General features: G+C 40.3%; 12 protein-coding genes and 1 tRNA gene. 6 read left to right on the top strand and 7 right to left on the bottom strand.

All coding sequences use genetic code 11. From position 1 onward, the window contains the following. The first annotated feature begins 380 nt into the window (after nt 1-380). The 3 genes from ACQ86H_RS18065 to ACQ86H_RS18055 all read left to right on the top strand — a co-directional run bounded on the left by ACQ86H_RS18065 (nt 381) and on the right by ACQ86H_RS18055 (nt 1736). Nucleotides 381-566 (top strand): cold-shock protein, encoded by a 186-nt coding sequence (locus ACQ86H_RS18065; RefSeq protein WP_138823249.1) that lies wholly within the window; start codon nt 381-383, stop codon nt 564-566. A 7-nt stretch (nt 567-573) separates the two neighbouring features. Then, the gene (locus ACQ86H_RS18060) at nt 574-771 is read left to right on the top strand and encodes a cold-shock protein (RefSeq protein ID WP_138823251.1); all 198 of its coding nucleotides are present in this window, start codon (nt 574-576) and stop codon (nt 769-771) included. Between the two features lie 395 nt (nt 772-1166). After that, complete coding sequence (locus tag ACQ86H_RS18055; protein ID WP_431292007.1) at nt 1167-1736, top strand: helix-turn-helix domain-containing protein; 570 nt, start codon at nt 1167-1169, stop codon at nt 1734-1736. Between the two features lie 804 nt (nt 1737-2540). Here the strand turns inward: ACQ86H_RS18055 and ACQ86H_RS18050 are convergent. After that, complete coding sequence (locus tag ACQ86H_RS18050) at nt 2541-3809, bottom strand: Hsp70 family protein (RefSeq protein WP_138823255.1); 1269 nt, start codon at nt 3807-3809, stop codon at nt 2541-2543. Between the two features lie 199 nt (nt 3810-4008). On the opposite strand from ACQ86H_RS18050, the gene ACQ86H_RS18045 reads away from it, so the two are divergent. Beyond that, nucleotides 4009-4929: a hypothetical protein gene (locus tag ACQ86H_RS18045; protein WP_431292006.1), complete on the top strand. Its 921-nt coding sequence runs from the start codon at nt 4009-4011 to the stop codon at nt 4927-4929. A gap of 5 nt (nt 4930-4934) precedes the next feature. Here the strand turns inward: ACQ86H_RS18045 and ACQ86H_RS18040 are convergent, their stop codons facing one another. Next, nucleotides 4935-5129 (bottom strand): HRDC domain-containing protein, encoded by a 195-nt coding sequence (locus ACQ86H_RS18040; protein WP_431295427.1) that lies wholly within the window; start codon nt 5127-5129, stop codon nt 4935-4937. Further along, nucleotides 5126-7027, bottom strand: a complete 1902-nt coding sequence (locus ACQ86H_RS18035; RefSeq protein ID WP_431292005.1) for an ATP-dependent DNA helicase — start codon at nt 7025-7027, stop codon at nt 5126-5128. The genes ACQ86H_RS18040 and ACQ86H_RS18035 overlap by 4 nt, the downstream gene beginning before the upstream one ends. 225 nt (nt 7028-7252) lie before the next feature. Here ACQ86H_RS18035 and ACQ86H_RS18030 point away from each other — a divergent pair. Next, nucleotides 7253-7326, top strand: a tRNA-Ile gene (locus ACQ86H_RS18030). A gap of 72 nt (nt 7327-7398) precedes the next feature. Here the strand turns inward: ACQ86H_RS18030 and ACQ86H_RS18025 are convergent. Then, entirely contained in the window at nt 7399-9819 is a 2421-nt protein-coding gene (locus tag ACQ86H_RS18025) for a glycoside hydrolase family 2 TIM barrel-domain containing protein (protein ID WP_431292004.1), read from the bottom strand. A 427-nt stretch (nt 9820-10246) separates the two neighbouring features. Here ACQ86H_RS18025 and ACQ86H_RS18020 point away from each other — a divergent pair, with 427 nt between their 5' ends. Next, a complete protein-coding gene (locus ACQ86H_RS18020) occupies nt 10247-10720 on the top strand; it encodes a DinB family protein (protein WP_431292003.1) in 474 nt (157 codons plus the stop codon). 773 nt (nt 10721-11493) lie between these two features. Here ACQ86H_RS18020 and nhaA read toward each other — a convergent pair. The 3 genes from nhaA to ACQ86H_RS18005 all read right to left on the bottom strand — a co-directional run bounded on the left by nhaA (nt 11494) and on the right by ACQ86H_RS18005 (nt 20126). After that, nucleotides 11494-12651, bottom strand: coding sequence for a Na+/H+ antiporter NhaA (gene nhaA, locus ACQ86H_RS18015; protein ID WP_138823264.1), 1158 nt, complete (start codon nt 12649-12651; stop codon nt 11494-11496). Between the two features lie 774 nt (nt 12652-13425). Beyond that, nucleotides 13426-14346, bottom strand: coding sequence for a PorP/SprF family type IX secretion system membrane protein (locus ACQ86H_RS18010; RefSeq protein WP_138823266.1), 921 nt, complete (start codon nt 14344-14346; stop codon nt 13426-13428). Between the two features lie 8 nt (nt 14347-14354). Next, entirely contained in the window at nt 14355-20126 is a 5772-nt protein-coding gene (locus ACQ86H_RS18005; RefSeq protein WP_431292002.1) for a lamin tail domain-containing protein, read from the bottom strand. Nucleotides 20127-20523: the final 397 nt, after the last annotated feature.

Genomic DNA, 20523 nt, shown 5'->3' with positions numbered 1-20523 from the left:
TAATTTTTAGCGAAAAAAAGGGTTAGTTCAATTTTTAAATACTTTTTCAATGAGAAACTTCTTTCCATGAAGGTTTATTTTGATGATTAGCTATAATTGAGCATTCAAGTGAAGACTGGATTTATTGTCTGGTATTCTATTAATCCTTTTATTATTTAGGATAGTTGGACTATGCACTTATAAACGTAAACCAACAACCTGTTGTATGCCAATCGGGTCTTCGATACCGGTAAGACATTGCTTGTTGTATCGGTTTTTAAATTCAACTCTTGATTATTAGTGCTAACCATTGCTTGGTCTATTGATCTGTTATAGAAATTTAATTAATCGCTAAACTTTTTTTGTTTTTTGTATGTTTATTGAGTAAAATCTAAATAAAAATGCAAGGAACAGTAAAATTTTATAATGAATCTAAAGGTTTTGGTTTCATTATAACAGAAAACGGAGAAGAAATTTTTGTTCACGCTACAGGCTTAACTGATAAAATAAATCAGAATGATCGGGTGGCATTTGAGGTTGCTCAAGGTAAAAAAGGTCCTAGTGCGGTTAATGTGAAATTGATTTAATATTCCGATGAGATTAGGTACAGTAAAATTTTATAATCAAAAAGAAGGCGTTGGCAGTATTACACCATCAAATGGCGGAAGAGAGCTAAGTGTTTTTGCTCATGGTGTAGTCGATCCAATAAAATCCAATAATATTGTTCAGTTTGATATTGAATTTACGTCAAATGGTATTGAGGCCACTAAGGTAATTGTGCTATCTGCATAGATCAGTATTCTCGAATATCTTTTTATCCTATTATCATTTAATTATGTAAGCAAAAGAATGATGCTGATTTAACGATTCAATTCTTTAATCTGTATTACAGAAAGCATTTATCATTATAATAATTTATTTTAGCAGCTTGTAAGCAAATCAGATGAATTTGATCTTACAAATTGTTTATCCTTAAATTTTTATGATACAGCTAGAGCCTATCAAAGGTTTTTTTCGAAGAGAACGTGCGTTGCAGGCAATCTACCCCATGCGCATGTTGATTGTACGCGATGGAAATGGCTTTTTATGCATGAATTCTGGCGATTACACTTTGTTAAAAGGCAGGATTTTTTATTCCTGAAGAAGGCCTCGTTAGGCTTGATGGCGAAATTACTTCAGGTTATTGGTTGAGTTTTAGTAGTTTATTGTACGCAGAGTTTTTACTTCAGCACTTAGATCCGAAGGCTAAGAATCTCTTTTTAAATTTATCTTTCAGAGATCTTGATTCACACAAATCGACTAAAACTTATAGTTTACTCGATCAGCTAAAAAGAGAAATCAATGATAAAAAAGATATGCCCTTTTTAGCCCAGTACTTATCTTTATTTCTGGGTTATACAGCTGGTTTAGATGGCTATCTGGCTGCCTTAACTTTAGATGATTTACAGCAGGTATTGAGATTCAGGGCAATTTTAGAACAATTTTACAGGCAAGAAAGATCCATTCAATTTTACGCAGAAGGTATGGGGATGAGTGCTGGTAAACTAAATAGATTTTTAGATCGGGTGCTTGGAAAAAGCCTGACAGTGCTTATAAAAGATCGCATTATGCGCGAAGCGGAAGAATTATTGCTCAATAGCGATTATACAATTGATGAAATAGCTGAACTATTGGGCTTTGAACAAACTACTAATTTTAATAAGAGTTTTAGACGTCACAAGGGCATGTCTGTATTAAGATTCAGCCGCCTGGCCTAAATTCAATGAAAAATTGGTGCGTCTGCCAAAGAAATTTCATCAGCTTGATTTCATCTCTTCTAGAAGACAGGTATTCCAGACCTCACCACATTAATTGTTTTTGCGCCTAACGCGTAAAGCTTTGCTTACTGCATCTATTTTATCAGCCGCACCAATTTTACCTCCGCTAAAGTATTAAATCTTAACCTAAACAAGAAAAAATATTCCTAAAAATGCTACCTAATTGTATTTTAGCATTTACAGTTATGCGTCTGCCTTAGTTTTTCATGACTAAAATAAAAATGTAATCTGGTATTTATAGTTTATTCGCAATTGAAGTGTTACCCAACTGGCGTGCAGGTGTACCCTTCAGTAAGGGGATACGAGGAAGAGAAGCGTAAAAGCGAAAGACGGGAACACACGTGTTATTTATTGCAGGCTGAGCGCTCCAAATTTTAAGTATGGGTGTCGAATAGTAATAGATAATATTGCAGATGACAGGAAATGTAGGTGCTGTGGTTCCTGGCGTTTTGCAGTCCCGCTTTTTGTTTCAAGTCCTCGCTGCGCTGTGGGCTTTACATTGCAATCGGGTTTATGAACAAAGGTTCTGTACCTTGCATACCCTAAAAATTAAATGCTGCATTGTCCATTAGCCCCGGCTGGTGTGTTACCTTGCAGCAACGAGGTACGAGGCAGCGAAGCATAAAAGCGAAAGACGGGAGCACTACTTGTTATTTAGTACAGGGTACGCATTCCAGATCGTTGGTATTTGACAGGAGCTATGTTACAGATTCTTTGCTACAGCATGGAATGACAATCTGCTCATTAATTTTCAAACAAATAACCACTATAAGCCAGTCCTTTGGCTACACTTTTAAAATTATCGCCAGAGTTTAGCGGAATATGCGGGAATTTAGTTTTAAACAAGTTTTGGACTGCCGAAACCATTGATGTTCCTCCTGTTAAAAACAAACAGTCTATATCTCCCGGGTTGATTTTGTATGTTTCCATAAACTGATCCAGGTAAGTATCGATTTTGTTGATGTCTTTTTCGATGATGGAATTATACTGTTCGAGCGAAATATTTTCATCAATCTCAATTTCCATATTGTTATAGTGGAAAGTAGAAACGAGTTGGTCAGAAAGTTCAATTTTTGTTTTCTCTATTGATCTGAACAAAGAATAACCCAGGTTATTTTCGATCAAGGTAATCAGGTTTTTGAATTTCGGATCGTTTCCAGAGTAATAATAATATTCCTCTATCTCTTTCTGAATTTTTAAGCCGTTAAAAAAGTTCATTTTATCCCAGGTGCAGATATTTGCAAAAAGCGACTTGGGAACATTTAAAACCTTGCCGGGTGTGGCCTCGTACATGGTGTTTTTTCCAAAATACGGTGTGCCTCTATCCCACATAAATGCAGAATCAAGACTATCGCCACCAATATAAATTCCACCAGAAGCAATCATATCATTTTTACGGTCTTTACTGCCAACCTTATCTGGATCGAGAATAAGGTAAGTGAAATCTGTTGTTCCTCCACCCAGATCGGCTACTAAAACACGCTCTTTCTTAGTAATGTTTTTTTCGTAGGCAAACGCAGCTCCAATAGGTTCAAACTGAAATCGGACATCGGTAAAACCAGCACTTTCTGCTGCCTTTTTTAACCTGGTTTGTGCCAGTGTATCTTTCATTGTATTATCATCATCAAAGAAAACCGGGCGGCCTATTATGGCCTTGTGACATTCTTCACCAATAATCTGATCAGCCTTCATTTTTAAGTCTTTAAGAATTAAGGTTACCAGATCTGAAGCTGTATATCTTTTATTATGAATACGGGTTTCGGTAAAAGTAGTTCTCGAGAGGATTTGTTTGATAGATTTGATAAAGCGGCCTTTCATACCATCGCTTAAATAAGCATCTATTGCTTTTTCGCCAACGATATGACTTTCGCCATCCACAAGACTTTTTACTTCTGTAAAATAAATCAATGAAGGGATAGAAATCGTGTCTACAATTTCTTTCTTTTCTTCATCATAAATAGAAAGTGCCGAATTGGTTGTTCCAAAATCGATTCCGTATAAAAACTTACTCATGGTTTGCTATGCTGTGGTTGTCGGCTAAAATGGGGTTGCGAAAGTATTAAAAAAAGCGAGGCCTGAAAGCTTTTTAAGGTTAAAATATCCCTTGTATATAAAACCTTATTCGCTATATTTAAAAAAACATTCACGCTTTAAATTAATCACAGTTGAAAACTACTATACCCTTTTTACTGGGCTTGATTTTCCAGCTTTTTTGTATCAACACTGTTTCTTTAGCTCAAAAAATATACCCGATACCGTAAAGACAGGGATTTATGTTACGAGCATCCATGATATTGATTTTAAAGATAAAGAATATACCATTAATTTCTGGCTTTGGCTAAAGTATAAAAACAAGGAATTTAATTTTGCTGATAACCTGGAGATACCACAGGCCAAAACGGTCAGCAAATCATTTTCAACTATAGATAGCAGTGGTAATGAAGTATATATGCTAATGAAGTTGCAGTGTGTAATGAAAGATTCCTGGTCGATCAATAATTTTCCATTCGACCATCAATTGCTGAGGCTTTCTGTAGAAAATTCACAATTTGATTCGGCAGCCCTGGTATTTGTTCCTGATACTTTAGGTAAGCAGTTTGATCCCCGGTTTACCCTACGCGGGTGGAATATCGACAGTTTAAAAACTTCTACAGCCAATAAAATTTATGAAACGGCTTTTGGCGATCCAGGCATAAAAGTGCCAAGAACAGAATATAGTAGTTATAAGGTGAGGATAGGGATTAGCAGAGATGCTTTTGGCCTGTTCTGGAAAATGTTTTTAGGCATGTATGTTGCTTTTTTTATTGCATATATGTGCTTTTATATCCACGCAGACAGCATCGACTCGCGCTTTGGGCTAAGTGTAGGCTCTCTTTTTGCTGTAATTGGTAATAAATACATTATTGATGGTTCGCTCCCTGAATCGACTACTTTTACCCTGGTAGATACTTTGCACGGAATTACCCTAGTATTTATTCTGATCGTTATCATCTTAACAGCCTTTTCTTTAAAATTGATCAAAAGAGGAGAGGAGAAAAAAGCCGAAAGGTTTGATCGGTTTTTCTCCTTATCTCTTTTAACCGTTTATCTTCTTGTCAATATTTTCTTTATTTTAAAGGCAATAAATACTTAGGTTATTTAAAATAACTCACTAGTACCCAAATGCGCATTTACAATGCGGGTAATCTGCTGGCCGAGTTCTTTGGCATTGCCAATACCTACGCTTTTAAGCGCCGCCAGTTGGTCGGTGGTTCTGGGCATTTTTTCGGCAATAGAAAGTAATGCTAAATCAGACAGTACAGCATAATCCTGAGTGCCACGTTGCCGGGCTATTGTTTTGCGCCATTCAACCAGGTTTTTATAAACCTGAGGATTGGAAATCTCTTTTGGCTTAATGCTGGATTTAATCGGTTTTTCTCTGGTTGTTTATTGCCAGCGGCATGCAAGGTATTGATATAATCTTTGATCGAAAAGGGGTTCCATGAAATCTTAAATAAATCCAGCTTGATCTGGAGTGCATCTTTACAGTCGTTTAAAACAGTAAGGAGTTTGTCAGAGTGTGTATCATTATAAAAGTTGATGGCCACAATTTTTGCCGTTAAGGCAATGAGCTGTTCCAGTTTTGGAATGAAATAATCTGACGCTTTCTGCAAACGTTCCATAAAAGCACTTTCATTTGCAGGATTTTCATTGGTACTTATTTTCGAGAACTCCTTTGTAATGAAATTTCTGGCTACTTTAAAGATCTCATGTTGAAAGATCTGGTTTCCCTGTTCGTAAATAGATAAAAAAGCATTTTTCTCATCTTTATCGATCAGTTTGGAGCGCCCGAGTTTTTCCCAATCTTTGGCAATCAGCGAAAAATCCAGAAGCTCACGGATCAATCCCCACGCATATTGCTGCGTATAACGTGCCAGCAAATCAGCGGTAGGTTTATCCTGGTGAGCCGCTTTTGTGAAACTGATCACTTTGGCGTCGGTAATGATATTTTCGTTAACCACAGGCGATTTTAGGATAAGCCCTTCCAGGCTTCTGCAACGGCTCAGTGCTACGTAAGCCTGTCCATGGGTAAATGCGGTGCTCACATCAACTATTGCCTGATCGAAGGTTAATCCCTGGCTTTTGTGCACGGTAATGGCCCAGGCCAGTTTAAATGGATATTGCGAGAAGGATCCGGTACTGGTTTCGTCGATTTTATTTTCTTCGTCACTCAGGCTATATTTAACATTTTGCCAGATTTCTTTTTCTACTTCGATTTCCCTGCCACCGTTAGTGAAAGTTACTTTTATCGAATCTTGACTGATTGCGGTAATTTTTGCGGCTTTTCCGTTGTAGAATAGCTTTTTACCGGAAGAATCATTTTTAATAAAGATGACCTGTGCACCCAGCTTTAGCTGAAGTTTTTCATCGGTAGGATAGGCATCTTTAGGGAAATCACCACTTACCTCCGCATTGAATTCGAAAATTTCTCCGGGCAATTTTTCTAAACAGCCCTGGTTAATTTCATTAACCAGTTGGTTGTGTGTGGTGAGCGTGATGTAATCATCTTTCCATTCCTGATCTAAAGATGGATCGTAACGTTCATTCAATTTGGCAAGAAGGCCGGCATCGAGACTGTTTTCCCGCATCCCGTTCAAAATATCGAGAAATGTGGGGTCTGATTGACGGTAAACTTTATCTAAGGTGAACGTAAGCATTGGCGTAGACCTGAAAATCAGGCTATCGAAAAAGTAGGGGCTGGAATAATAACTACCCAGGATATGCCAGGCATCGTGAAAAATAGGAGAGAGTTGGTACAGATCACCGATCATTAACACCTGAACGCCACCAAAAGGACGGTTAGAGCCTTTAACACGCTTTAAAGTACGGTCTACAAAGTCAATCAGATCAACCCTAACCATACTAATCTCATCAATGATCAATAAATCAAGGCAGCGTAAGAGTCTTGTTTTTTCGTCTGAATATTTAAAATTACTTTCAGCGTTTTCATCAACAACCGGAACCAGGGGGCCGAAAGGAATTTGAAAAAAGGAGTGGAGCGTTACGCCACCAGCATTTATTGCCGCAACAGCGGTAGGTGCAACAATGGCAAAATTCTTTTTTGTGGTATCCCTAATCTTGCGTAGCAGGGTAGTTTTACCGGTTCCAGCTTTACCGGTTAAAAAAACAGGCTGATTGGTGGTGGCTAAAAAATCCAGAAGAAGTTGGTTGTCCGGGTCGGGCGTATTCATATCAATTACAAAATTAACCTATTCAAAATTGATTTGAGGGCAGGTAAGCAGGCGTTTTATCAACATTTTTTAATCGGAAACGAGGCTCAATAAAATGAAAATTAAAATTAAGCGCTTGAAAATGAGTTTATATTCTTTCTTTTTATAAAAAATGGTTAAAACATTTTCCTAATTTCAATTCAAATTTGTAACATTGCACTCGCAAAAAAGGAATACCTTTTTTCCGGGCCTATAGCTCAGCTGGTTAGAGTAGAAGACTCATAATCTTTTGGTCCCTGGTTCGAGCCCAGGTGGGCCCACTGAAAAAAACCGTCAAACGAAGAAATTCGGTGACGGTTTTTTGTTTTTCTGGGGGCCGATTACCAATTGGTTTATTTGATAGTAATTGGCAATGATGCAGAAGTTAAGCCATCTGCTGTTGCTGTTATGATTACTTTACCTGGTTTATTTTTAGCACCAATAATTGCCAGGGCCAAGCCATTGAATGCTTTACGATGATCGGCTTTGAACGATTCGTGGCTGGTTTGGCTTCCATTATCAACACCTGCCAGGAAGCTATCCGCTCCTGATAATTTGAATTTGACATCATTATCAGCATTCGGGACCATTATGCCATTCTTATCTACAATTTTAACCGTGATAAAAGAAAGATCATGATCGTTTGAACGTATGATGCTCCTGTCTGCACTTAATTCTATCCTGGCAGGTGGACCTGCAGTTTTAACTTCGGTAGTTAACACCACTTTGCCATTTTTGCGCGATATGGCTTTTAAGGTACCCGGCTCATAGTTTACTTTCCAGGCAATGTGCAGATCGTCGCCCTGTTTTGATTTTGTACCTAATGATTTGCCGTTCAAAAACAGTTCAACTTCATCGGCATTACTGTAATAGGCCCAAACATCAACTACTTTACCAGCTTCCCAGTTCCAGTGTGGTAATAAGTGGAGCACTGTTTTATTGGTCCATTCACCCTGGTACATATAATAAACATCCTTAGGGAATCCCGCCAGATCTACTATCCCGAAGTATGAACTGCGGGATGGCCATTGGTAAGGCCATGGTTCGCCTATATAATCGAACCCGGTCCAGATGAACTGGCCGGACAGAAAAGCATATTTTTTATATATTTTCCAGGTTTCCTCGTGGGTATGACCCCAGGGTGCCGAAATATTATCATAAGCGTTAACGGTATTATCGGCATTCATGGTCCATCTTACCTTTTTACCATTAACTACCCCGCCTCCCGGCCATCGTTTAATGGTATCGGGCGAAGTATTATAAACACCGCGGCTTTCCAGCGCCGAAGCAGTTTCGGTACCAATGAATTTTTTGCCGGGGTAGTCCTTCTGGAAAGTGGCCAGTTTATCGTTATGGTAATTGTAGCCTAACAAGTCAACAGCGCCTGATTCAACAATTTTATTGCCAGGGCCGGGTTCATTATTGCCGGTAGTGATTGGCCTTGTGGTATCCAGTTTGTGGATGATACCGGCAAGCTCACGGGCTATACGTGTCGCACTGGTATCTCTTTGCTCGGGTATTTCATTTCCAATACTCCATATCATCACCGATGGGTGATTCCTGTCGCGCAGTATCTGATCGGTCAGGTCGCGTTTGTGCCATTCATTAAAGAAAAGATGAGAATCGAACTGAGGCCTCTTATGAATCTGCCATACGTCAAATGCTTCGTCCATAATAATCAGGCCCATGCGGTCTGCAAGGTCTAAAAACGCTGGTGCGGGTGGGTTGTGGGAGGTGCGTATCGCATTAACGCCCATTTCCTTTAATATTTTAAACTGCCTTTCCAGCGCATGCACATTAAATGCAGTGCCCAGCGCGCCCAAATCATGGTGTTGGCAAACGCCATTTATTTTCATGTAAACACCGTTCAGGCTGAAACCTTTATCTATATCAAAATTGAAATAACGGATACCAAGCGGTGTTTCATACTGATCAACCACTACATTATTCACCAATATTTTAGTTTGTACTTTATACAGGAACGGTTTGTTAACCGACCATAATACCGGGTTATTAACACCGAAATTTTGGCTTACAGTAGTAACCGTATCCTTTAAATTAACGCCGTTAAGGGTTTTGCTTGCTACTACTTTACCATTGGCATAAATGCTGCTGACAACAGTAGCAAGTTTAGTATTGCCTGCCGCGTTTTTTATGCTAACGCTCAGGTTAACATCGGCATGGCTGGCGCTTACCTTTGGTGTGGTTACAAAAGTACCCCAGTAGTTAACGGCAATTTTGTTGGTACTTATTAGCCAAACATTGCGGTAAATGCCCGAACCGGAATACCAGCGGGAATTTGGCTGTAAAGAATTATCAGCCTTTACAGCGATCACATTTTTACCGCCATAATTTAAATATGGCGTAAGTTCATATCTGAAACTGATATAACCGTTTGGTCTGTAACCTAAATGATGGCCGTTTATCCACACATCGCTTTTTTGATAAACACCGTCAAAAGCAATATAGATTAATTTGTCTTTATCAGTTTGCGGAACGGTAAAGCTTTTACGGTACCAGCCTATACCGCCTGGTAAAGCGCCGCCTTCCACAGTAGCGGGGTTTTCTTTTTTAAATTCTCCCTCTATGCTCCAGTCATGAGGTAAATTTAATTTTCGCCAGCCGGCATCATTAAAATCAACATTTTGGCCGTTTGGTACGTCGCCCAGGTTAAAGGTCCAGTTTTGATCAAAATCCAAAACCAATCGTCCGCTTTGCGCATGCAAAGCAGGTGATAAACTGATCAGGATAAACAAGTAAAATAATTTTTTCATTTTGGTTAGAAATAATTATTAAATGTATCTATAACGTTTATTTATAACAAGTAATTCAGCGTAAATTATGTGTTATATTGGATATTGCGGTCCCTTGCTTAACCACCGTGTCCTGAGAAACAGAAATATCAATTCCGTATCGCTATGACCAAGCCAATTTGCTGATATCAAACATGTTTATAACATTTAGCTACACAGATCGGTGCTCTACACCCTAAGGGATTGTATCGTCAAGCCTTACGGATTTTCCAGATAGGCTGCCGATGTAACGTGATTATGCACGCTCCATGGTCGATGCCTCCATAGTTTCTGGCTACAGGTTTGGGTAACTGAAAATTCTGGTGAGATGAAGTTTGAAATTAATGTTGAAAAAGTTAATTTAGAGCACATTACGGATGCTTCTATCCCTTAAGAATAAACCAAATAAATGATTAATGTACATTTTGAATGTGAAATTTTAAGAGCCAGCAGGACCAGGCTATTGCAGTTAATTGAAACGAGTGATGATGAAATATTATTTAAAATTCCAGCAGGTTTTAACAGTAATATAATCTGGCAAATTGGTCATTGTATCACTTCTCAACAGCGGCACATGTATATGCGTAGTGGATTACCGATGTATATCTCAAAAGAATTCATGGAATCCTTTAAAATTGGATCTTCTCCACGTTCCTGGAAAATTAATCCGAGTGTTAATGAGGTGAAACGTTTATTGATTGATACCGTTAACCACCTTGAATCCGACTTGGGATCCGGTTTATTTGTGAACTATGAGTCTTTTGAGTTACCCATCGGATTTCAAGTGAAAAATCATATCGAGGCACTACAAGCCGCTAACTATCACGAAGCAGAGCATAGTGGAAAGATTTTTACTTACTTGAATCTGTTAATTAAAGAATAATTACATCAATGACCACACGCTTTCGCCTCATTACTACGAACGATCACAGCCGTCATTATCACCTAATACCACGACAGGAAACCCGCTGCAACTGGGTTCAAATAATCTGTACGTATATTTGTGATCACTGATTTTTTCAATGTGATACGTTTTTAGTATAGGAAGCTGTTTCAAAAATCAATGATCCAACCGCGTTTATACTGAGCGCATACTTAATGTATATCTAAGCTGTGGTTCGCTTGGTAGTGACCACTTATTAATTCAGTGAGCTTTTTAGTTAACTCTATACCTCTTAAATCTTTCGCAACGATGTTTCCCTTGGGATCAATCAATAAAGAACCTGGAATTGCCAGTATTCCGTAATATGTAGCAAGTTCTCCATTCCAGGTTTTCAAGTCAACCAGCTGCGTTCAGGACATTTTTAGCGCGGCTAATGCATGTAGCCATTCATCACGACTGTCGTCCAGGGAAATGCTTAAAATGGTAAAATTTTGATCCTTAAAAGTATTGCTTTTGTTCCACCTTTATTATAGGAAACGGGCTGCGAAAAACTATACTTCGTTAAAAGCAAAAAGAATGTGAGACAAAATAATCTGAACATATTTTAATTTAAATCCGAAACTTTTATAAAGTAGGAAAATCGAATAACATGTGAAATTTTTTAACTAAAATTAACAGTATTAATAAAGGTATGCATATTGGAAGAAGTTAAAATATGATCTGTTCAAGTTGGATGCCTTTACGCCATTGTTTCAAAAAATACAATTTGTAGGTTACGCCTTAGCTTTCACGGATTTCAAAAACATGAAACCCACTACACCCGATAGGATTGAAGCCGTTAAAATCGCAAACTTCGCTTCCGAAACATGGAGCACTTCGCTAAAAGAGAGCAGGGCAATAAAAATCGACATGGTAAAACCAATTCCGGCGAGCATGCCCAAACCTAAGATGTGTTTCCAGCCTGCCCCGGTGGGTAAATCGGCCCATTTCAGTTTCACGGCAAGCCAGCTGAAAAAGGTTACACCTATAGTTTTTCCTACAAATAAACCTACGATAATGCCGAGGCCCAGAGGAGAAACCAGTCCCGTAAGCATTTCTTTTTGGAAAGCGATATTGGTATTCGCCAGTGCGAAAACCGGCATAATGAGGTAATTTACGGGGATGGTTAAAAAATGCTCCAGTTTTTCCAATGGCGATTCGATGTCTGTTTCGTTGGTGGGGATGGTGAAAGCCAGTAATACACCTGCAATGGTGGCATGTATGCCCGAGTGGTGAATGAAATACCAGAGAAATATTCCGGGGATGAGATAGAATACAAGTTTCTTTACGCCGAAATAGTTCATTAAGCTTAAAATAACGAGGATACCTCCTGCCATAGCCAGGTATACGAAATGAATCTGGTTGGTATAAAAGATTGCGATCACGAGAATGGCACCTAAATCATCCACAATGGCCAGCGCAGCCAGGAATATTTTTAAACTGGTGGGTACGCTTTTACCTAACATGGCGATAATGGCGAGGGCAAAGGCAATGTCGGTGGCCATGGGGATACCCCAGCCTCCGGCGGTTTCTGTACCTTTATTAAATACCGAATAAATTAAAGCGGGAAAAAGCATGCCGCCCAGTGCTGCAATTACAGGCAGTGCTGCACTTTTCATGGAAGAGAGTTCGCCTTCTACCAGTTCGCGTTTGATTTCGAGTCCGACTAAGAGGAAGAATATAGCCATTAAGGCATCGTTTATCCACGCTAAAATGCTGTAGCTAATGGTGCCAAAGCCGATTTTTGTGGCTAAAAAGATTTCGAAACTTTCTTTTGAAGCAGTATTGGCTATAAGTAAGGAAATGGCCACGCAGATCAATAATAAAAAACCACCTACTTGTCCGGAGCGAAAGAAACGCTGAAATACTTCTAGATTGATGAGTTTAGCCATAGGGGTAAAAATAGGAAAAATGAAGGGGGAAAGGGGAAGTTTTTGTAAGGAAATCTATTATTTTAATGGTATGGATTTAGGTTCTATTGGAAGTTATCTAATACGGTCGTCATTCCCGCGCATGCGGGAACCTTAAAGCACTGGCTATTCTTTGTCTCGTGCTCGGGCTTGCCTCGGCTACCGATGAAAAATCGGTACAGGTCCGCAGCTGCCCAGAGGCTCTTTCTTTTTTCAGTTGTGTATATATTTTTATAGGCCTTCAAGCTTGCTTCGCAGGTTGGCTTGGCCCAAAAGAAACAAAAACCCAAGGCTTGCATCTTTTCTTGTAAAAAGCTACGAAATCTTGATAGCGGCAGTATCCAAGCTCTTATCCTTGCTTACTCCACCGCTCCCGCTTGATCCTGCCTTGGGCTGTGGGGTTGTGAGGGGAGTTGCAAAGATTTTCGTGCTTTTTCCGGCGGAAATATGCTAGGACGGATAGCAGGGTACAGGTCGCATGGAGCATATTACAGGGTGCGATAATTTTTTAAGTCCTTTCCCTTTCAGTAGGAAAGGTACAGATAGGCGGATAGGGGTAAGGCACTAAGACTAATAAAAAAGCCACAGATTTTTTAAATCTGTGGCTTTTCGTTTTTTCGTCATGCTGAACTTGTTTCAGAATCTATAAGACGCTGATCCCAATGTGAAATATATTGTTGCATTAAGATCCCCGCATGCGCGAGGATGACGACCATTATTAAAACTGAAATAATTCAGCATGATGGACAAGGGTTATTAAGGCTTTTTACCAATATTTACTCTGATATTGACTTCGAAATCGCCATCGGTGTAACCGCTGATGGCTGAGGTCGCGGTATTGTAATAAGCCATAAAATATAAGGTCGATTTGTAATTCATGCCAAAACCAACCGTAGCATTTTGCGTATTGTGGTACATGGCCATTACGTACAATTTATCGTTGGCAAAATTGGCATTCAAACCCGCATCCCATAGGTTATCGAAGTTTTTAATGCCCCTGAAAACACCTTTAGGCTCCAGGCTGATTCCGTTAATACCCGATCCCAGCAAGAACTTATAACTCAAGGCAGAATAAAAGGTGGGTTTATCGGCAAAATTTAAATCATCTTTTCTGAAAACTGAACGCATATTTGGCACGGCACCCTCAACGGTTAATCCTTTCGAGGTATAAGAGATCCCGAAATCGCCATCCAGGTAATAACCCCGATCGTTAAAACGGGCGATGGATGGGTCGTTAATATCGCTGTTTCTTACACTGTTTAAATCCAGTTTATCCTGACTTGCGCCAAAAGAGATTCCGAAGTTTAACTTCTGGTCGTCATTGTTTAACGGAAGGTGATAGGCAAAGGTTCCAACGGCTTTGGTGCGCTGGATGCCACCCGATTTCTCGTTATAGATGTTTACGCCCCAACCCACTTTGTTTACCTGCTGATCTAAAGTTACGCTCTGGGTAATGGGTGCACCCGGAATATTTGACCATTGTTTGCGGAAACTGCCGTTAATGTTAAACCCTTCGTTAATACCCGCCATAGATGGGTTTACGAGGTAACGGTTCTGGAAATATTGTGCATTGAGCGGAAGGATCTGTGCTTTTACAGATCCTAAAAATAATGTGCCTGCAGCAAATAGAAACGTTACGCGACGCATTTGCTTTATGTTTTTGGTAATTGCTTTCATGTCTGTAATTAGTCTCTAATGATATTGATATAACCTTTAAATGTACCGATGCCCTTACCTAAATCGATGATGTAATAATAGGTGCCTTCGTTTAGCGGGCTACCGTTTATTGTTCCATCCCAGTCATTGGTATAAGTTTGCCTGGTATATAAAACCCGCCCCGCCTTATCAAATATTCTTAAGGTATTGTTTGGATAATAATCGATGTTTTTTACGATAAATTTATCGTTATACCCATCACCATTAGGGGTAATTACTGTACTGGCTTCTAACTTATAATCTTCGGTTACGGTTATTAAAATCGTCTGATCGCTTACACAACCACTGGCATTGGTTACAGTTACTTTATAGGTGCCGCTTTGTTTTGGTCTGATGGTTGCCGATGCCATATTTTGTCCGTTGGTGATTTCAGCACCTGTCCAGCTGTATTGTACACCACCGGTTGCAGTTAATATAATGGCATCGCCTTTAGAGATGGTTACACCCTTATTGCTGCTGATGGAAATCACAGGTAAGGCGTAGACTGTTACAGTAGCGGTTCCGGTTTGCGCCTGACCGCAATTTGCATCTTTAACATTGACTAAATTATAGGCAAAAGTACCGGCTGCATTAGTGGGTGCCGAAACCGTTACCGATGCACTTGTAGCGGTTGTCGTTACAGTTTTACTTGTTCCGCCGTTAATGTTATAGGTAAAAGTATAAGGTGCGGTTCCGTTTGCACCGGTAAAGGTGATGGTTTGGGCGGCTCCGTTTAAGCAAACTGCTGATGCGCCAGCAATACTTGCTGTAGCGGTTGAAGTAACCGTTAATTTGAAAGTTTTAATGGTTTTGTCTACCCCTCCAAAATCTGTTCCGCCATTATCCATTACAGTTACGGTAATATTGGCTACACCACTTACATTGTTTTTTAGATGGTAAGTGATGGTACCTTTATCTGTACCATTTGGTGTTACGGTTAATAGATCAAACAGGTCAGCATGATCAGCAGTAACCGAAAGTGTAGTATTTTGTGCAGTTTCAGGACCAGCAGAAATTCCGGTTAAAGCAATGTTTTGGTTGGTTGAGGAATAACAAACTGCCTGGTTTTCCACCGCATCGATGGTGGGTGCAGCATTGCCGAATAAATATCTCGTTTTAATCGGATAGTGATCTGTTGTGGTAGAACTGTAATTGGTCACGAGGTTTTTAACGGCATCTAAAACCTCGGCAGAGGCCGGAATGTAGTTGAGGTTAAGGTTTTTTGTGATGATCACGTTATCAATTACGGTATTAAATCCGGCTGTAGATTGTTTTCCTGCTAAACTTAAAGGTAGCGTAACCGGGAAATAATTAGCTGTATCCTGGGTGAAATCGGAATATGAAGTGCCGGTACCTGCAGGCATTGGTGCAATGGTTTTATCGGCATCCAGTACATCGTTAAAATCGCCAAGAATAATAACTTTTTTGCCAGCAAGGTTAGCATCAAGCCAGTCTTTCAATTGTTTATTTCCGCCTTTTCTACGGTTATAGGCATCAATCTGATCGGCTGTTGGTCCTGTGTTTGCTTTCGCATGAATTTCAACAAAATAAACGGTATCCAATTTATTGTTGATTTTCACCTGTGCCTGCATCATATAAGGAAAACGGCCCGATGACCAGTTTTTGTAAGGGGTACCATCGGCACTGGTTGCAGGTACAGCAGGGTTATAGGTATCTCTTAAAATGCCTAAAGTCGAAATTGGCTTAATCAGATCGGTGCGATACATAAAAGCCAGTTTTTGTGCCAACGGATAGTCTGCATCAGCTTTATCATCAGCATAGGATCCAAATTCGCTGAATAAAACATTATATCCTGCCGGTAAAACGGTATTTCTGAACAAAGTGGTATCTACCACCTCTGCAAAACCATAAATATCTGCATTTAGATTGTTCACTATGGTTTTAACGTTAGCCGCCTGTAATACATCGTTCGATGGATCCTGAGCTGGGCTGCCAAACCATTCAATGTTCCAGTTCACTACTTCTAATGTGTTGGCAATATCAAAGGTATTTCCGGTTAAGGCTACGGTTTTATTTGCCGAACCGGTAGTAGTAATGCTTACATTGCCGGTATAACTGGTATTCACTACCGTTGGCGAAAATTTAGCATAAACTGTTGGCGAAGTATTGTTGATCTCGGCTTTTGGATAAGTGATGGTACTGCTATAGGCTCCGGTACTTGTTTTTGATAAGGTGAAATTAGCAGGAGCAGTTAAGGTGACATCGCCTGTTAAGTTGCCTGCAGAAAAACCAAAGCTATTTGCAGCAGAAGTGGTATTAACCGCCTGAAAACCAAAACTAAGGCTTGATGGCGAAGTAGTAATGTCAACCGCTGGAGGTGTGCTCGAATTGGTTACCGCAAAATCATCAACTGTCCAGCGGCTGGCTGATGAAGTGGTCGAGTTATATACAATAGCGATATAAATTGGCGTTGCTTTGTAGGCTGATAAATCTATATTGTCTGATTTGGTCCATTTATCGCTACCCGTTTCAGGGAATTTACCATCTAAACTGGTCCATGTAGCCAGTGCAGGATTACCCGAACCGGTATAGTTTGTAGAAATTTTAAGTTGTAATTTATCACCCGCGAAAGCAGATCTTGTCCAGAAAGATAAAATAGCATAATTAAATGAAGAAATATTTAAGGCCGGAGAAATCAACCAGTCCTCATTTAAAATATTACCGCCAGAATAACCATTAATCTGGAGGGCATTTCCTGCGCTCGTAACACCTGTAGGGTCGGTCGCGTCATGTCCGAAGGTAGTAGTACAGCCCCAGGTTTGCGGACCTGTTACGCTGTATTGGTAAAAACCATCAGACAAGGCAGAACTGCCTACTGTTGTACAGTTTTCAAAATTGAAAGCCGTTTGGTTAGGATCTACCGCCGCTCCTGTTAATGAAAGTGGAACCGAGGTTGCACCTGCACTGGTGTGTAAAACTGCACCTGTTGAATTGCCCACAGTTGTTGGGCTAAATTTTACATACACCGTTTGATTGGCGGCTAAATCTGCTACACTATAACTTAATGTAGTAGAAAAAGTAACGTTATCTTTAGAAATAGAATAAGGTGCAGTTGTTGTTAAAGTAGTGGCATTGGTTAAGTTTCCGGCCGAGAGTACATAGCTTTTTGAAGCTGATGTGGTATTTATTGCCTGGTTACTGAAAGCCAGGGTTTTTGGCGTAACAACTAAATAGGGGCCAGTTGTTGAAGTGGGTTCAGTTACCGAGCTGTTTTGCGGATTTGGTGTCCTTGGTACAAAATCTGACGAATTTTCATCGCTATCATATCCATTACCTGCAAATTCTTCTGTACCACCAATGCCCATGGTGGTGGCATTTGATGTTGCATTTGCTTTTCTTTCAATTGATGTGGTGTTGGTTGTGGCAGGTGCAGGGGCAGTACCTTCGTAGCCATTTGCTGTTCCATAACCAACTTTATCAATAATATTTGCATTAACCGGATTGGCACCTGTTTGAGGGGTAGCTAAATTGCTTAGCAATACTTTTCCTGTTGTACCCGATAAGGTGAGTGTACCAATCTTATCAGGTGTTGGTAAATCTAATGTACCACCTGTACCCGCTGAAAGTTGGATCAGGTAAAAACCTTTTGAGGCGATAGAACCCGATAAGGTGGTTGCTGCCCAGCTGCCCGTACCGGTAGCACTTGCATACTGCACGCTCCAGCCTGTTAAATCAACAGCGCTAAGGGTTGGATTATACAATTCGATAAAGTCGTTTTTATAGGTAGCGCCGCTGTTGCCACCACCGCCATAAACTTCAGAAATGACCACGTGATTGGCACCTGTTGGTTCTTTTGTCGAAGTGTTTTGCGGGTTTGGGGCCGTAACTACAAAATCGGTACTGTTGTTGTCGGTATCGTAACCATTTCCATTAAACTCTTCGGTACCGCCAACGGCTAAGGTTGCCGCTGTTGAAGTTGCACTTGCTTTACGTTCAATTGAAGTTGTATTGGAGATTACGGAAGTAGGTGCGGTTTCGAAACCGGTGGCTGTTGGGCCAAAGCCTACCTTATCAACTACCGCAGTGGTTGATGGATTGGCACCAGTTAAAAGCACATTTGAATTGCTTAAAATTACTTTTCCGGTTGTACCGGATAAGGTTAAAGTTCCGGTTGCATCTGGTGTAGGCAAATTAACCGTTCCACCTGCTCCAATAGCTTCCTGGATCAAGTAGAAACTTTTTGCAGGTATGCTACCCGTTAAATCTGTTTTTGCCCAGGTGCCTGTTCCGGTAGCATTTAAATACTGTACACTCCAGCCGGCTAAATCAACCGTGGTGTTACCTGGGTTATATAATTCGATAAAATCATTTTTGAAGATTGCGCCGGTGTTTCCGCCGCCACCATAAATTTCAGATATTACAACGTGGGTTGGCGCTGCGGGTGGAGTTGTGCCCATACCTGCCGTAGTAATGTTCTGTGTGCTTGCACCAGTGCTCGAAATACTAATATTGCCAGATGCTGCGGATGGTGTTGTAGGGCTAAAACGCGCAGAGACCGTTTTGCTTGTGGCAAGCTCAGCGACAGTATAAACTAGCGAAGCGCTATAAGTAATATTATCTTTTGATAGATAAAAAGGTGCTGTAGTGGTAATATTTACCACATCGGTTAAGCCCTTGGCATTTAAACTAAAGGTTTGTGCCGTAGAATTGGTGCCTGTATTTTGAGAACCAAAATCGAAAGCCGTTTGGTCTACTGTTAAAATTGTTGATAGTCCATTTCCGCTTACCGCAACATTAACCGGGCTGGCACCAGTGCTGGTATTGGTAATATTGCCAATGGCATTGCCGCCTGAAGTTGGACTGAAACGTACATAAACAAATGGAGATGCAGCCACTTCGGCTGTGGTATAACTGATGGAATTGCTGAAAGCAATATTATCTTTAGATACAAAGAAAGGTGCTGTCGAATTTATTAAAACAGCAGCCGTCAAATTGGCTCCTCCTAATGTATAACTTTGTGCTGTAGAATTTGAATTGATGTTTTGATCGCCAAAAAGAAACGTTGTATTTGAGGCTGATAAAACCGGCGTAGTTGTAGTATTGCCCTTTGGCGTGATGCTAAAATCGTCAATAGTGTAAATGCCATCGCTTCCTAAATCGTCTGTATCTGTCCAGCGGATATAAAGTGTAGCACCATTTGCCCAGGTAATTGCGTTGATGCTTCCAGAAACAGGGGTTTGGTTTGCTGGTAAGTTACCATCAATGCCGGCTGCCGTGGTTGTTGTTGTTAACTTTTCGTTAAGGTCCATGCCGGTAAGCGGGAGCCAGGTGGCCGATGCGTCGGCAATACTGGTGGCATTGAAGCTATATTCGAAATTTAGTTTTTCGTTAACCGTAGCCGTTGAGCCAGTTCGCCACTGTTCCATGACCCCCGATAAATCGATTGAGGTTACGGTGGCACCGGTGTTATTCTGAAATCCGGCCCCAAATCTCGGTACTAACGCGCCAGAGGCAAGGCTTCCTAACGAACGGTCGGCAGCTCCTGCTGTTCCTGCATTGTAAGCGGCTCCACTATTTGACGAAGCGGTGTAAACCGTTAACGTTAAGGCCGAACCAACGGCTGCGGCGTTTGTGCCGCTCGCTTTAACGGCACTCCATCCGGCAACTGTCGAAGTTCCTGTTGCGGTTATGCCGTCAAAATTTTCTGCTTTAGCGGTATTTATTGCCGATAATGAAACCTGGGCAGATAAATAATCCCCGAAAACCAGAAAAAATAAAATGAGAAGTAAAAATCTTTTCATAGAATAAGTTTTATTTATAGCAAATGTATAGGCAAAAGCCTTATAATCAGATTAACTTAATGTTAATTTAGGTGATTGTGGAAAAATAAATGTAATGAGGAATAATTTTATGATTATGCAGACGTTGACGTGCTTTTGGGAAAATCTTTTAGCAGATTAGGGACTAAAAATCTCTAGTGCGATTGAAACGGAAAGCCCAAAATCTCGATGTGAAAACCTACTGTTGACATATCTTTTGCAATATCCTTAGCATTGACCGTCATTGCCAGCTTGACTGGCAATCTTAATGCAAAAAGAAAGGTTAATTCGTTGTGCGTGAAGCTTTAAGATTCCCATTTTCACGGGAATGACGCAAGAAGAATGGAATTGTGTCTACATGGCAGGGAGGACTTGAAGA

It is taken from the genome of Pedobacter sp. P26 (assembly GCF_050632135.1).
Taxonomy (GTDB): domain Bacteria; phylum Bacteroidota; class Bacteroidia; order Sphingobacteriales; family Sphingobacteriaceae; genus Pedobacter.
Note: the sequence above shows the minus strand (reverse complement) of the source record. Positions and strands in the feature narration are given on the sequence as shown.